Genomic DNA, 15767 nt, shown 5'->3' with positions numbered 1-15767 from the left:
CTTGATGCTATTGTAGCTATTTTTAAACTGTAAAATGTGTAGCATTTTACAAGCTAAACCAGTTTTACAATTGTCATAATAGCGTTTTTATACATGAAATTCTTAATACCAAGTTACAAGTCAACAAATCATGTTTTATTTTGTGATTAATATTTTCAGATGTTTCCCTGTATGGTGTAATGGTTCGCATACGCAAAGCTAACTTTAACAGCATGATAAACTACATTTTTTCGCTGCTTAAAGATTAATTAGCAAAATGTATTTGTCCGATACTTCATGATTATAACATCTCTGTAAAGGCTTTGATAAGGTCATTTTACTGGAATTACTAATTTGTGATACAGGACACAAAACCGCAAAGATACTGATAAATATTCAGTATTCTCGATTGTTATACAGTAGTTATACACAACAATATTTGATGCTAGAGAAGAAATGGGCAGGAATGATTTTTGTAACCAATCATGACTACCGAATAAATACAGATACATCAACTGTGTTGTGCAGCATGGATTAAGTGATAATACTAAACAAATATTTCAGAATTTAAATTTTCAAATCTGCGTAATATCACAGCAATTTTGTCAATCTATATATAGGTAGAGTACAAAAATGTTTTAGAAAGTGGTGTAGAGGGTTATCCCCAGACTTTCCTCATATTTGAACAAAATACCCAATTCCAATTTCTAGATCCTAAATCTGTATAACTTTTTGGATAAATCAAAATCTAATACGAGCAACCGTGTAACAAATTAACGTGAGTTCGATGAACCTCTCCCTCCCAACCTCCCTTTCCGTTTCGGAGAGGGAGGAGCAACGAAAAATTAAGCTTTTTGCTCCCCTCTCCGACACGGAGAGGGGCTGGGGGAGAGGTCAAATAAGACTTGTCGAACTCACGTCAAATTAATCAGCTAAAAAAACCGCCACTAACTATGATAGGGCGGTCTGGTTAAGCAATCGGAGGGTAATTACAGATTACTCGGCTAATAAATGGAATTGCTGTAACGAAGTTTGCATTAGATTGGGGATTGGGCATGGGAAGAGGCAGAGGGGCGGGGTGCGGGGGGCAAGGGGGAGAATGAAAAATTACCTCTTATTCTCCTCTACTCCCCAATCCCCAGTCCCTCATCCTCTTCCATAAATACTCATTGGTTCCTTGATAAATCGGGTGTAAAGATGCTTAAACGTAGATTTAATGACGCGGGGCATACCAAAATCGATGGGCATTAAATTGTCTGGTAATCGCCAATCTTCTATTTTTAATAAGTCAGGATTTAAATGGGGAAACTCGATAGCAGCTAGTTCTGGACAAACTCCTAGCCTTTGGGAAGCTGCAACTGTGGGCACTTGTTCTGGAGGAACATTGAGGATTTCTACCATTGCCCGATCTAATGCAAATATATTTGATGCAGCTGCTAAAATGCCCAGTTGGCGAGGTTCCCCATTACTGGGGCCATTTCCTTCATGACCAATGATGCCATCTAATATAGTTAAGTTAGGGTTAATAGCCCTGGCAGTTTCTACTAACATTTCACCAAACCTATTCGCATCTTTTCCAGCTTCCATGTGCCACCAAGCTTTCATTTTGCCGGGGACGCAACCAAATAAGTTTTTTACGCCGAGTGTTAATGTCAATTGGGCATGAGATTTCACTTTCGGTAAGTTAATTACTACGTCGGCTTCCATTGCTTCTTTAGACAGCCGCAGATGGTTAAAATTATCACTAATGGTTTGGTAATGCTGACCGTGAAAATCGATAATGGGAAGATTCAGTTCTTCTAAAATAGGCAGATAGCCATTTGCGACTGCTACGCCCTTGGCACTGCCAAAAGCAGGACTATCGCCCAAAAATGGCTTACCGCCAACCTCAATTACCATCTGGGCAACTTCGTAAACTAGTTCAGCACGGGTGATACACTCTTTACCAGGACGCGATCCTGTAAGTAGATTCGGTTTGAGTAAAACGCGATCGCCTTTTTTCACAAACACTGCCATACCTCCAAAAGGTTCTAGCAGTGTAACTAAGGATTCTCGTAAAGCCTCTCGTTCGTAAGATGTAGCCCGAATTAGACTAACAGATGGTTTTTGAGTCTGCATAGATGGATGGGGGATAAGGGATAAGGGATTGGGGATTGGGGAGTAGTGAGTAGGGAGCAGGGAGCAGAGGAGAAAGAGGTAATTATTTCATTCTCCCCCTTGCCCCCTGCACCCCGCCCCTCTACCTCTTCCCATGCCCAATGCCCCATAACCTATTATTCTGTTTTAAGCGGTAAGATACCACTCATTTGTTCTAGATTTAGCACTGTGGCTAAGTCTGTTTCACTCATCAATCCTCGTTCTAGGACAATCTGCCGTAAAGATTTACCAGTTTCTAAAGATTCTTTGGCGACAGCTGCGGCATTTAAATAACCAATGTGGGTATTTAGTGCGGTTACTAAAGCTAAACTGCCTTCGGCATAAGCTAAACAACGTTCCTGGTTCGCAGAAATTCCCTCAATGCAACGTTCTGTAAGGACAGCGATGGTATTACCCAGAATTTCGATACTGTGAATTAAGTTATAGGCAATCAGTGGCATCATCACATTTAATTCTAATTGTCCGGCTTGTGCGGCTAAAGCGATCGCACTGTCGTAACCCATCACCTGAAAACACACCATTGATGTCATCTCTGCCATCACTGGGTTATATTTGCCTGGCATAATCGAGGAACCAGGTTGCACTGGAGGCAGTTGAATTTCTTTCAAGCCTGTTTTTGGCCCCGAATCCATCAGCCGCAAATCGTGAGATATTTTGACTAAATCTTGCGCTAAGTTGCGTAATGCACCGGAAACGTTCACAAATGGTGCCATACTCTGCATAGCTGCCATGAGATGGGGCGCAGGTTCTAAAGGAGTATCAATCAATTCTGAAAGAACTTCTACCACACGGGCGCGATATAGAGGATGAGTATTTAACCCAGTTCCGGCTGCACTACCTCCCAAACCCAGCACCATTAAATCACCAGAGGCGGTATAAATCCGGTTTTGGTGTTCTGTCAGAATTTGCGCCCAAGCCCGAAAATTTTCACCCAAACGCACGGGTACTGCGTCTTGTAAGTGGGTTCTGCCAGATTTGACGATATCTTGAAATTCTACAGCTTTGTTTTCTAAAGATGCGATCGCCTTCTCTAAAGCTGGGTGTAATGTCTTAGATAATGCCAATAAACCACCAATGCGAATTGCCGTAGGGATCACATCATTGGTAGACTGTCCATAATTAACATGGTCATTGGGACTAACACGTTTGTAATTGCCCTTTTCTTCACCAAGAATTTCTAAGGCGCGATTTGCCAGAACTTCGTTGACATTCATGTGGTGAGATGTTCCAGCACCAGCCTGATAAACATCCACTACAAATTGATCCCGGAACTTCCCAGCTAAGATTTCATCAGTTGCTTGGACAATCGCCTGACTAATATCTTGGGGAATGCAATTTAGTTCTCCATTCACAATTGCTGTAGCTTTTTTAATTATCAATCCTGCATCTACGTAAGTAGGTAAAGGCTTGATGCCGCTAATGGGGAAGTTTTCGATAGCCCGCAGCGTTTGAATACCGTAATAAACGCTACTAGCAATTTGGCGATCGCCCATCGAATCGCGTTCGATGCGGAATTCTGTGTGTTCAGTCATAGTATTCTTTTAAAAGAGCTTCAGAAAACAGATTTTCCCACGCTTAGGGAGAAAGTGGGGAGAGAAAGAGAAGTTCTAGTAAGTTTGTCCCCTCTATCCTCTTCCTGATCACAGGGCAACTAAATTTATTTATGGGGATTTTTAATTTTTAATTTTTAATTCGGAGCGAAGCGACGTGACTTTACCCAACTGGATTACTTTCTCTCGCCTTCTGGGTGTACCATTTCTGCTTTACGGTTTATATAATCCCACACCCGAAGCTAGATGGATCTGTTTGGCAATTTTTATCGTTGCTGCATTGACTGATTGGTTAGACGGCTATTTAGCGCGGAAACTCAACCAAATTAGCGAATTGGGTAAATTTCTCGATCCCTTAGTAGATAAATTTCTGGTACTTGCGCCGTTGCTGGTTTTTATTGAATTAGGAAAAGTGCCAGCTTGGGGAGTGTTTTTGATTTTAGCGCGGGAATTAGCGATCGCAGGTTGGCGGGTGAATCAAACGACAATTACCGGGGCGAATATTTGGGGTAAACTCAAAACTGTTAGTCAAATAGTGGCGATCGCACTTCTGATCGCACCCCTACCTGAAGTCTGGCAAACTCCCTCTCTGATTGCCTTTTGGATTTCTGTTGGTTTGACTTTAATTTCTGGAGTCATTTATCTTTTGCCACAAAAAGCTAGCACTGAACAAGAATGAAATCGCAATGTAGCAATCCGATTTGATTCGGAGAACTTACTTGCGTAGGAAGGGAACTGTTAATTGGGAACAGGGAAAAGAATAGAAGCGAATAGATGTGTGCTGATACTAATTCTGTATGAAGATGCGCTAAGGCATATCTAAGTATGATAAAGAGAAACGTAGACGCATTAGCGAAGCGGTAGCGACGTTCGCGCAGCGTCTCGCCGCAGGCTACCGCAAAGGCGCAAAGGACACAAAGAAAGAAGTTAAAAGGGTTGTTTTTTCTCGCAGTCTTGTCACACATCAAAACTCTAGTAATTAACTAAAAAGCCACAAAAAAAGGCGTATTTTGTGTATGCTCTTTGACTAAGTGACTTAGCGATACCTTTTCGGGAGTAAACATGGAACGCGCCATCTCTGCGTTGGGAATTTTAGTTTTTATCGGTATATCCTACGCCTTTTCTATTAATCATCGTGCGGTGCGTTGGCGAATTGTGGCATGGGGTTTGGGATTGGAGTTTGTGTTTGCGATAGTGATTCTTAAAACTCCTTGGGGTTTAAATATATTTAAATCTCTCGGAGATATTGTCAGCCAATTTTTAGCATTTTCTGATGTCGGTGCCAAATTTGTCTTTGGAGAAAATTTCAAAGATCATTTCTTTGCCTTCCAAGTGCTGCCCACAATTATCTTTTTCTCTGCCTTCATCAGCGTCTTGTATTACTACGGCATTTTACAGCGAGTTGTAAATGTGATGGCGTGGGTAATGATGAAGACGATGAAAACATCAGGTTCAGAATCTTTATCCTGTGCAGCTAACATCTTTTTGGGGCCAACAGAATCGGCACTGATAGTTAAACCTTATATAGCAAATATGACGCAATCGGAACTCCATGCCGTAATGACGGGTGGTTTTGCGACAATTGCTGCTGGAGTCTTAGGGGCATATCTTTCCTTTGGCATACCAGCAGAACACTTGATTGCTGCTTTCTTTATGACTGCTCCCACTTCGTTGGTGGTATCAAAATTACTTTATCCAGAAACAGAAGTATCAGAAACGGTTGGTAAAGTCAAAGCAGATGTAAAAACCAATTATGTAAATGTAATTGATGCTACTACTACTGGAGCAATTGACGGCGTGAAGCTAGCAGTTAACGTTGGGGTAATGATTATCGCCTTTTTGGGATTATTAGCTGCCCTCAATGCTTTGCTGGGATGGTTAGGGTCATTTGTGGGTTTACAGCAACTCTCATTACAGTGGATTTTGTCTTTTATTATGGCTCCTGTGGCGTGGCTGATGGGCATACCTTGGGCTGATTGCCGGCAAGTTGGGGCTTTATTGGGTACAAAAACAATTTTGAATGAGTTTATTGCTTTTTTGGATTTGAAAGCACTAATTGAAAGTGGTAAAATTTCCCAACGCGCAATAATTATTACAACTTACGCATTATGTAATTTTGCAAATATCGGTTCAATTGGCATTACCATTGGCGGCATTACAGGGATAGCACCTAATCGCCAACATGATTTAGCTCGTATGGGTCTAAGGTCAATGATTGGCGGATCTTTAGCGGGTTTTATCACCGCTTGTATTGCTGGGATATTGATTTGAAGTGGGATTGGGGATTGGGGATTCGGGATTGGGAATTGGGGATTCGGGATTGGGAATTGGGAATTGGGAATTCGGAATTGGGGACTTGGAAGATTTGAATATTTGAATGGGAATTCAGATCCCAAGCAAATCTTACTCATAATTTTCCCTAATCCCCAGTCCCTAGTCCCCAGTCCCCAGTCCCCAATCCCCAGTCCTTAATCCCCAGTCCCTAATCCCCACTTCAAAGTTTTTGTAGATACTCAGGTGGTACATTCTCAACTAACCAAACACCATTAGCAGAACAATAGAAAATGTAACCCGCCTGATGCATTGCCGCAGCATTTACAGCAAAAACCACTGGTTTTCCATGTCTTGCACCAACAGTTTTTGCTGTTTCAATATCCTTTGATAAATGAACATGATGTCGCGACATTTTGGAAAGTCCTGTTTGCAGAATTGACTCTACAGATTTGTGTCCCGTGCCGTGATAAAGTTCATCTGGAGGAACAACAGCTTCTAAGTGTAAATCGACTTTTACACTATGTCCTTGGTTAGCACGAATCAGATTACCTGTAGCATCAAAAGAAAAGCGTTGTTTATCACTGGATTCAACTACCGCCTGTAATTCCTGACGGGTGAGCGGAAATTTGTTTTTAGCACAAGCGGTAAGTAGTTCATCAACATTAACCCAACCACCGGGAGCCAGTTGAATTCCAATTGCATCCGGTGTGTGTCGCAGATATTTGCTCAGATATTTGCTGATTTTAACGAGGCGAGAATCACTCATTTAGAATCACTCATTTAATTGTGTCTGACATATATACCAATACTGCTCAGTTAAGGATTTTAAACTGGAATTTGGTTTTGGGAAAAGGTTAAAGGGTAAAGGGTAAAGGTTTTTCTTTCCCCTTTACCATTCCCTTTTTCCCGTTAACCGACAAGTATTGACATATATACTACAATTATATACTTCTATATTACATAAAATTTTCATTGAAAGTGGTGGGAAGCTCCATCTCACAAATGGCGTGGAGTTTTTTATCGTAAATTAAAGGGTTTAAAACCCCTATATCTACATGTAGCAGCCATTTCAGTCGGGGTTTAAATCCCCGCATGGAATGTCTTTAATTTTGAATTTTGAATTGTTAATGGGTCTGCCTCCTTCAATGATGGTAAATTGACATAATTTGTCTTCCCATCATCGCTAATGCCACTCCAATCATTACAATGAGTGTCACCTTTCCACCAGGAACAAGTGGTTGATTGATGCTATTTGAGTTTTCTTGTTCTTGACGTTGCTTCCAACTCATTAACGCCGGAATAATTCCACCTAAAACTGAAATACTAAATGTTCCAGTGTAATCTAGGGCAGTAAAAAAGATGCTGGGGTTGAGCGTTCCGAGAGTCATAGGAGGGAAAAGAACCAGCGAATAGAGGGGTAAGCGGCTAGCAAATCCACCCTTTGCAGAGAAAAAAATATCTTTGAACAAATCCAGCAATCCGTACACAAATCCAATGAATGATGTGACGATCGCAAACTCTGAAAAAATGGATACTAGCACTCCTAACCATTGCCCTGCGCCACCTGCTCGGAGAGTTTGCAATGGATCAAAAACAGTTATCCTGTCAGATGTGCCATGTAGCATATCAAGACTGACACTTCCTAAAATTACGGCATTCCACGCCAAGAACATAATTAGAGGAATCACAGAACCAATCAAGATGGACTGACGAATTTTGCGGGCGTCTCCTTCAAGTTGTGTCACAACTAGCGGCACAACGTTTTGAAAAAACAGCGCTACAGACATCACTGAAATAGCACTACCAAGGGCACTCCAATCCTGAAATAACAGTTGGGTAGTCTGAATGTGCCTTCCTCCTAAAAATAATAGTCCCAAGAAGGAAACAATGACAATTCCGACAAAGGCGCTGTTTAATTTCTCAATAAACTTTTCTCGCCCAAGATACATAATGCCACCAAATAAAAGTGTGAAAGTCGTTGTGCCTACCCACATCGGCAATATTTGCACACCCCAGACTTTTGCCGCCGCAACTCCTAAAATCTCTCCACCTTCGGTGATGTATGCCACCAACAGAGCATAATGCATGAATAAATATGCGCCGCCGGCAATTCGCGCTCCCAACCTACCAAGGATATTTTCCACAACTCCCAAAAAACCGATACTCAAACGCCCTTGTGTTCGCATCGTGTTTAAGGTAACTTCTGCAATCAATAACCCTGAAACTAAAGCGTAGAGCCAAACAGCAATTAGTCCAGATGTTGATGGCACAATACCAGATGGCAAGGTAACAGCCGGTAAAGCGAGAATCCCCGCCCCGACGGTGGTTCCTGCAATCAACGCAGTACTTCCCAATACACTACCCGGTTGATGATTAAGCTTTTTTCCATCAAATTCGAGATGAGAAAACAACCGAGTGACTTCCTCTGAATCTTTGAGAACAGTCTTTACGGGAACCATACTGAATATCCGTACTTAAAGCAAACCAACAATATTAACATGAGGAAATATTCTTCGCAAAAATCCTGATGTTCATGGCTTTTCAGCCAAATTTTCGTAGTATTTTAACAAAAAGTACCAGGCGACTAGAAGTCGCGGCTACACAGGCAAAACCCGCGCAGGCGGGTTGGAAACGTTAATTTCCGGTCAGTCTGCGTCAGAAAACAATTTACCAACTTGCGCCAAATCTACATTCCCACCGCTGATGATGACACCAATTTTCGCCTCTGGTGCTGTCACCACACCACCTTCGAGTAAGGCAGCGGCGGCGAGGACTCCGGTGGGTTCAACGACAATTTTCAGACGTTCCCACAAGAAAAACATGGTGCGAAGAATCGCTTCTTCCGATACCGTCACCATATCATCGACATAATGCAGCACTAGGGGGAAAGTAATTTGACCAAGGCTAGGAGTTCGCGCACCATCGGCGATGGTATTGGGATTTTTGACAGTTTGTAGGGTTTTGGTGTGAAAGGATCTAGTAGCATCGTCGGCAAGGGCTGGTTCTACTCCAATTACTTTACAATTGGGTAAAAGTGCTTTGGCCGCGATCGCACTTCCTGAAAGTAATCCGCCACCACCACAACAAACTAATAGTAAGTCCAACTCACCAACTTCTTGGATCAGTTCTAAAGCAGCTGTACCTTGTCCAGCGATGATGTGCGGATGATCGTAAGGGGGAATCACTGTCAAAGAGCGCTCATCTGCTAGATTTTGGGCTAATTCTTCTCGGTTTGTTTCTTGGCGATTGTACAAAATTACCTCTGCACCATAACCACGAGTGGCAGTTTGTTTGACAGAGGGTGCATCATCGGGCATGACAATGGTAGTGGGAATATTTAGTAATTGCCCAGCTAAAGCGATCGCTTGGCCATGATTTCCTGATGAATAGGTGATAACGCCTGTTTGTTTTTGTGCTATTGATAGTTGGGCTAGGGCATTGTATGCACCTCTAAATTTAAATGCCCCTGTGCGTTGAAAGTTTTCGCACTTAAAAAATACCTGGCTATTGGTGCGATCGTTAATGATTCTAGAAGTCAGTACAGGTGTGCGGTGGGCAATCCCCAAAATTCGCTCTTGTGCTGCTTGCAAGTCAATTATAGTAACAGAATTTTGCTGTGGCATTGATAATAATATTTAATATTTTTGCTCTTGTTGATATGGATACAGATTTTTATATTTGCGCTGAATATGCTTGATCGAAGCATATTCAATTTCAGGTGGATAGCATCATTTATTGTTCTCATAAAACTAGTTACAGCAAACATTATATCTTGCTGTAGCTAGTTTTATAAAGCTTAAATTAATATCACCTTACTCATTTTGGCAACATGAATAAAACATCCGAAATTCGGCAAAAAAAAACTGCTCTAATTACCGGAGCGGCTAGTGGAATAGGTTATCAATTAACCCAGATTTTTGCTCGTCATAGTTATAATCTTGTGTTAGTAGATAAGAATGAACAAAAACTTAATGAAATTATAGATGAATTTCCCCAAAAATTTGGCATTTTTGTCAAAATTTTTGCTAAGGATTTATCTATACCAACATCCCCAGAAGAAATTTTTACAGAACTACAGCAAGCATCCATCAAGATTGATGTGCTGGTTAACAATGCTGGCTTTGGTACTTATGGAGCATTTACCGAAACAGACCTCAACACTGAACTGAAAATGCTACAGGTAAATATCGTCAGCCTAACTCATTTAACTAAGTTATTCCTGAAGGATATGGTCGAGCAAAACTATGGAAAAATATTAAATGTGGCCTCTGCGGCTGCTTTTCAACCAGGGCCTCTCATGGCAGTTTATTTTGCCACTAAAGCCTATGTATTATCATTTTCAGAAGCGATCGCTAATGAATTAGAGGGCACTGGTGTCAGCGTGACTGTTCTTTGTCCAGGGCCAACAGCATCGGAATTCCAACACACTGCTGCAATGGAAAATTCCAAGATCGCTAGCGTTAAGAGAATGATGGATACGGCAACCGTCGCAAAAATTGGTTATCGAAGCTTAATGACAAATAAAACCGTTGTCGTTCCTGGTATGAGAAATAAGATATTGAGTGAAAGTGTCAGATTTACACCCAGAAATTTAGTGACAAAGGTTGTGAGAAGTATGCACGAACTTAAAAAAAATCGGTAGTTCCATCGAGAGCATCCCAATTTTGCCAGAATATGGGGACTGGGGACTAGGAAGAGTTTTCTTCTCGTGCGAACGCTGCGCGAACAAAACTTGGGTAGTGATCTGAATCGCCGAACAATTATTCCCAGTCCCCCCCTAATCCCAGTCCCTTTTTTAACCGTTTTTATACGTAGAGAAATACATTCTCTACGTATTTTTTATGAAAAAAAGATTTATCCCAATGTATATTTCCGCATTTTTTTGGGAATCCTAGATTGAGGAAGGATTATAAACCACAAAGTATGACTTCCTGACATATCACGTAACTTTTAGAGGATAATTATGTCTAAACGCAAATTGCCCAAAGGCCGTAGTGTTAGTTCAGTTGCTCTAGAACCAGAAGTTGCGATCGCAGTTATTGGACTTTTTTCCGCGGCTGCTGATGGTGAAGGTATTTCTTCAACCGAAGAATATGCTTTAAGTGAATTTCTCAGTCGGGTTGGCTTATTTGATGATTATTCTGATGACGACTTTGAAGAATTGACCGAAAAAGTCGTCAACTTGATTGAAGAAGAAGATCCAGAAGATTTAATTGCCCAATCCATCGAATCCTTGCCCAATAAAGGTTATCGCGAAGCTGCATATATCACAGCAATCTTAGTAGTAGGGATTGATGAAGAAGTACCCGAAAGTGAACAAGATTATATCTCTGAGCTTCAGGAAGCCTTAAAGATTTCAGATGAACGCGCACAAGAACTTATAGACGGAGTATTCGGGGAAGACGAAGACGAAGATGAAGATGAAGATGAATAAGAGTATTAATTTACTCCCGTCCAACTAAGGTATTATCATCAAGTAGTTTTAATAACTATCTGATGATTAGGAAAATTTCTCTTAGCTTGATGCTGCTGTTTCTGGGTACTCAAATTGGTGTTACCCAGCCAGCAGCTAAAGCACAAACCCCAGTTGCACCAACAACTACTACAAAATCAATTTGCTCTACCCAATTGGGAACAGCTATAGATACTGTAATCAATCGTCCCTTATTTAGTCGGGTGCGTTGGGGAATTTTGGTACAACCCCTGTCAACCGAGCAAACTCTTTACAGTCGAGATGCCGAGAAGTATTTTACTCCCGCGTCTAATCTCAAATTGCTCACAACAGCAGCAGCATTGCAAACATTGGGTGCTAATTTTCGGATTCGCACCTCTATTTATCAGAATGGTAATGGTGTTTTAAGTGTTGTCGGTAGGGGAGATCCTAGCTTAAGTGATACTCAACTACAAGCATTAGCACAACAGCTAAAACAGAAAGGTATTACCCAAATTCAGCGCTTGATAGCTGATGATAGTTATATTCAAGGGGATATTGTTAACCCCACGTGGCAATGGGAAGATGTGCAATCAGACTATGGCACACCAGTCAGCAGCTTTATTCTCAATCAAAATATTTTTAGTTTAAAACTTGTACCACAGGCTGTAGGTAAACCTTTGCAAGTCGTGTGGATTGATCCTGGCGAAGCGAAACAATGGCGGATAATTAATCAGTCAGTAACCGTTGCCCAAAATCAACCAAGCTATGTCAATGTTACCCGCGAATTATCAGGAACAACATTACGAATTCAAGGACAACTGACAACGAATTCTGAACCATCTTTAATAGATTTGCCTGTAGTTGATCCTAATTATTACTTCTTACGACGCTTCCGTAGTGCTTTGGCAGCAGAAAAAATTACTTTGGGACAAACATTAGTAGTAAGTGGTGGTGTTCATCAAGAGGAAATAACATTTATAGAGTCGCCACCTTTATCTGAATTATTAATGGAAACTCTTCAGAATAGTAATAATCTTTATGCTGAAGCACTGCTGAGAGCGTTAGCTGTAAAAAAACCCAGACTGAAAAATCAGACTAGTGCTGATGTGGGTTTGGAGGTTGTCAAAGCCAGTTTAACTAAATTGGGAGTTGATCCAGCAAATTATATTTTAGTAGACGGTTCGGGTTTGTCCCGTCGCAACTTAGTGACACCAGAAGCTTTCGTACAAATTTTGCGGGCGATCGCAAAAACACCAACCGCATATATCTATCGCGCATCTTTACCCTTAGCGGGTAAAAGTGGAACTCTCAAGGGCCGCTTTCAAGATACACCTGCTGAGGGAATTGTGCAAGCAAAAACAGGTACGTTAAATGGTGTTGTTTCTCTATCTGGATATATAAATGCACCAAAGTATGAGCCACTGGTTTTTAGTATTATCGTGAATCAGTCGGATCAGTCTGCAACAGTTATACGCCAGGCAATTGATGAAGTTGTTGTGTTGTTAACGCAATTGCATCATTGTTAATATGATACTTTTCACTCTTAAATTTTTTCATGCCAGCCAAAATTTTACCACCGCCCCTGAAACCTGGAGATTTACTACGAGTAATTGCCCCTAGTGGTGCTTTGCGAGAATTTGAGGCATTTGAACGGAGTCTAGAAATTTGGCGATCACGTGGTTATCAATTAGAAACCAGTCCTCAGATAGATGACAAATGGGGTTATCTAGCAGGAACAGATGAAACCCGTCGTCACCAACTAGCGGCAGCATGGCAAGATCCTGATTGTCGTGGTATCCTTTGTGCCAGAGGTGGTTTTGGTAGCACCCGCATTTTAGAAAATTGGAATTGGTCAAACTCAGGGCTTCCCAAATGGCTCATAGGCTTTTCTGATATCACCGCTTTATTATGGAGCCTTTATACAGCAGGTATTTCCGGCGTTCACGGACCAGTAATGACGACTTTGGTAGATGAGTCAGATTGGTCAATTGAGCGATTATTTGATTGGTTAGAAAGTAGTTCTTTCACCCCTCTCAAAGGTTACGGTTGGGGTGGTGGCATAGTGACTGGCACTTTGTTACCCGGTAATCTCACGGTGGCTACTCACCTTTTGGGTACACCAATCCTGCCAAATCTAGATGGTGTAATTTTGGCGTTGGAAGATGTTACAGAAGCACCTTATCGCATCGATAGGATGCTGACACAGTGGCGTTTGAGTGGTGCTTTATCTAAAGTCTGTGGTATTGCTTTGGGTGGTTTTACTCGCTGTGAAGCGCCACCCACTATATCTAGTTTTAGTGTAGAAGAAGTATTGCGCGATCGCTTAGGTGATTTGGGAATTCCTGTTGTCTCCGATTTACCTTTTGGCCATGATAGTCCCAATGCAGCCTTACCGGTAGGTGTAGAGGTAACTTTAGACGGGGATACGGGAATATTAGCGATCGCGCATCCACATTAAGTTAAAATCAGATCCGCTGAATTAAAGAAAATGACTATATCAAAAGTTTCTTTTGGTATCATTTCTATATAAAAACTATAGATAGTGTAAAGTCTTACATGTTTGAACGCCTGCATGGTTATTCAAGGAAAACGTGATTTATGGATAAAAATTTAATAATTGATGTCGGCGTTCACACAGGTGAAGATACAGAATTTTACTTAAAAAAAGGCTTTCGGGTTGTTGGTATTGAGGCTCATCCTAAGCTTTACGAAGCTACAAAAAAGCGACTGAATTTATATATAGAAAAGGGTCAACTTACCCTCCTAAATATTGCTATATCACCGAAAGATGAACCAGTTACGTTTTACGCCAACTTGGAGAGAAGCTTTTGGGGTACAACTTCACCAGATTGGGCTATTCGGAACAAAAGCTCTTTTGATGCACCTTCTATTGAGATAAGTGTAGAAGGGCGCAGATTTGAAAGAATTTTGGAGGAGTTTGGCATTCCCTACTATCTCAAAGTAGATATTGAAGGTGCTGATTTATTATGCATACAGGCATTACGGCAGTTTAATATTAAACCACAATTCCTATCTATAGAATCAACCAAGACTTCTTGGAAGGAACTGCTGGAAGAATTTGCGCTGTTAACAGAACTTGGTTATCACAAATTCAAAGCCATCAGTCAAGGGCGCGTACCTAAACAAGTCTGCCCTTCACCAGCACGAGAAGGTCAATATATCCCATATCAGTTTGAATATGGTGCTAGCGGACTTTTTGGTGAAGAAACCCCAGGTAGTTGGCTTTCTAAGAGTGAAGTAATCAAAGTCTACAAAGGCATTTTTTGGACTTATAAAATAATTGGAGTGAATGGGATTATTTACCGGTTCCCCATAGGGAAAATGTTCCTAGACAAGCTTAAAATCCAGGAACCTTGGTACGATACTCATGTTAGTCTTTGAACACAGTATTTTATCCTAACACCTAAAAACTACTGTGGGGTTTGAGTTAACTCAATCCCATTTCCGGTAGCAACGAGCTGTACAGTAATAAGGGTGAAAAACTTCTAAGAATTTGCTCTGAATCGTTCTGTAGAAAGTCTCTACTACTTGAGGATCATCAATGTGAAAAGGGTAATCTTGATTAAAGCCTTTAAAGAAATACCAATTCAAGATTGTTTTACCAGTAGGTGTCAGCGCTTGATGAAACTTTAGTAACTGTTGGGTGGGGTCTGATAAATGTTCTAAAACATCAAAAGAAATAATCGTATCAAAAGTCTCTTTTTCAGGCATTTCTAAGTAAAAACTCATTTTGTGGCTCAAACCCATCTGTTCAGCTCGATAACGCACAAAATCATAATGAATAGGATTAAGATCGCAATAGATTACTTGCTCAACCTGTGGACAAAGGGCAGCATTAAGTGCATGAGTGCCAATCCCACCACCAAAATCTAACACCCGACCTTGAGCATGATCTACAATCAAATGTAATGTGTTTTCAATATTTTGACTTTGTTCTAGATGCCAAGCTCCCAACTCAAATAAATAAACCTCTCCCACTTGTTCACGATAAAAGTCTGTTGCTTTTTCCCAATCAAAATCTTTATGCCCTAACTCGGCCATTTCTTCTTGTCCTGTCGCTAATCTTTTTTCTAGTGTTTCTGAATCTAAATGCAAAAATTCCTGTAGATGCTGTTTTAAGTTAAATGAATTTTGCCAATAATCGCTTAAGAAAGCTGGAGCGGGATGCTTAACCATGAATTTAATTAACTATTATCATTAACTCAATATTCTATATCTTAAACTGAATCAACCTTTTCTACTTATTTTTTTCAAAAATCTAAATTTTAATAGGTATTAAATTAGACTTTTCAAACAGCCTCTTATCGATTATTTTTTAGCGAGTCAATACAAATCGCTAATTCCCTGCATAC

General features: G+C 40.9%; 13 protein-coding genes. 7 read left to right on the top strand and 6 right to left on the bottom strand.

What is annotated here, in order from left to right; genetic code table 11:
- Window positions 1-1125: 1125 nt before the first annotated feature.
- Both V7L07_RS18455 and V7L07_RS18450 read right to left on the bottom strand, forming a co-directional pair.
- The gene (locus V7L07_RS18455) at window positions 1126-2097 is read right to left on the bottom strand and encodes a DUF362 domain-containing protein (protein ID WP_335060224.1); all 972 of its coding nucleotides are present in this window, start codon (window positions 2095-2097) and stop codon (window positions 1126-1128) included.
- Window positions 2098-2252: 155 nt separating this feature from the next.
- Window positions 2253-3668, bottom strand: a complete 1416-nt coding sequence (locus V7L07_RS18450) for an aspartate ammonia-lyase (RefSeq protein ID WP_335060222.1) — start codon at window positions 3666-3668, stop codon at window positions 2253-2255.
- Between the two features lie 175 nt (window positions 3669-3843).
- Here V7L07_RS18450 and pgsA point away from each other — a divergent pair, with 175 nt between their 5' ends.
- The gene (gene pgsA / locus V7L07_RS18445; RefSeq protein ID WP_335060220.1) at window positions 3844-4365 is read left to right on the top strand and encodes a CDP-diacylglycerol--glycerol-3-phosphate 3-phosphatidyltransferase; all 522 of its coding nucleotides are present in this window, start codon (window positions 3844-3846) and stop codon (window positions 4363-4365) included.
- Window positions 4366-4748: 383 nt separating this feature from the next.
- Window positions 4749-5957 (top strand): NupC/NupG family nucleoside CNT transporter, encoded by a 1209-nt coding sequence (locus V7L07_RS18440; RefSeq protein ID WP_335060218.1) that lies wholly within the window; start codon window positions 4749-4751, stop codon window positions 5955-5957.
- A 223-nt stretch (window positions 5958-6180) separates the two neighbouring features.
- On the opposite strand, the gene V7L07_RS18435 is transcribed toward V7L07_RS18440, so the two are convergent.
- The 3 genes from V7L07_RS18435 to V7L07_RS18425 form a co-directional block, all read right to left on the bottom strand.
- The gene (locus V7L07_RS18435) at window positions 6181-6726 is read right to left on the bottom strand and encodes an RNA 2'-phosphotransferase (RefSeq protein WP_335060216.1); all 546 of its coding nucleotides are present in this window, start codon (window positions 6724-6726) and stop codon (window positions 6181-6183) included.
- A 376-nt stretch (window positions 6727-7102) separates the two neighbouring features.
- Window positions 7103-8419 (bottom strand): amino acid permease, encoded by a 1317-nt coding sequence (locus V7L07_RS18430; RefSeq protein ID WP_335060214.1) that lies wholly within the window; start codon window positions 8417-8419, stop codon window positions 7103-7105.
- A 186-nt stretch (window positions 8420-8605) separates the two neighbouring features.
- Complete coding sequence (locus V7L07_RS18425; protein ID WP_335060212.1) at window positions 8606-9583, bottom strand: threo-3-hydroxy-L-aspartate ammonia-lyase; 978 nt, start codon at window positions 9581-9583, stop codon at window positions 8606-8608.
- Window positions 9584-9789: 206 nt separating this feature from the next.
- Here V7L07_RS18425 and V7L07_RS18420 point away from each other — a divergent pair, with 206 nt between their 5' ends.
- The 5 genes from V7L07_RS18420 to V7L07_RS18400 all read left to right on the top strand — a co-directional run bounded on the left by V7L07_RS18420 (window position 9790) and on the right by V7L07_RS18400 (window position 14796).
- Window positions 9790-10602, top strand: coding sequence for an SDR family NAD(P)-dependent oxidoreductase (locus V7L07_RS18420; RefSeq protein ID WP_335060210.1), 813 nt, complete (start codon window positions 9790-9792; stop codon window positions 10600-10602).
- A 321-nt stretch (window positions 10603-10923) separates the two neighbouring features.
- Window positions 10924-11394, top strand: coding sequence for a tellurite resistance TerB family protein (locus V7L07_RS18415; RefSeq protein WP_335060208.1), 471 nt, complete (start codon window positions 10924-10926; stop codon window positions 11392-11394).
- 62 nt (window positions 11395-11456) lie between these two features.
- Window positions 11457-12920 (top strand): D-alanyl-D-alanine carboxypeptidase/D-alanyl-D-alanine endopeptidase, encoded by a 1464-nt coding sequence (gene dacB, locus V7L07_RS18410; RefSeq protein ID WP_335060206.1) that lies wholly within the window; start codon window positions 11457-11459, stop codon window positions 12918-12920.
- Window positions 12921-12949: 29 nt separating this feature from the next.
- Window positions 12950-13852, top strand: a complete 903-nt coding sequence (locus tag V7L07_RS18405; RefSeq protein WP_335060204.1) for a S66 peptidase family protein — start codon at window positions 12950-12952, stop codon at window positions 13850-13852.
- Between the two features lie 140 nt (window positions 13853-13992).
- Entirely contained in the window at window positions 13993-14796 is an 804-nt protein-coding gene (locus V7L07_RS18400; protein WP_335060202.1) for an FkbM family methyltransferase, read from the top strand.
- Between the two features lie 51 nt (window positions 14797-14847).
- Here the strand turns inward: V7L07_RS18400 and V7L07_RS18395 are convergent, their stop codons facing one another.
- On the bottom strand, window positions 14848-15591 hold the full coding sequence (locus V7L07_RS18395; protein ID WP_335060200.1) for a class I SAM-dependent methyltransferase: 744 nt from the start codon (window positions 15589-15591) through the stop codon (window positions 14848-14850).
- Between the last annotated feature and the right edge of the window lie 176 nt (window positions 15592-15767).

Origin of the sequence: Nostoc sp. (genome assembly GCF_036916985.1) — a bacterium.
Taxonomy (GTDB): domain Bacteria; phylum Cyanobacteriota; class Cyanobacteriia; order Cyanobacteriales; family Nostocaceae; genus Nostoc.
Note: the sequence above shows the minus strand (reverse complement) of the source record. Positions and strands in the feature narration are given on the sequence as shown.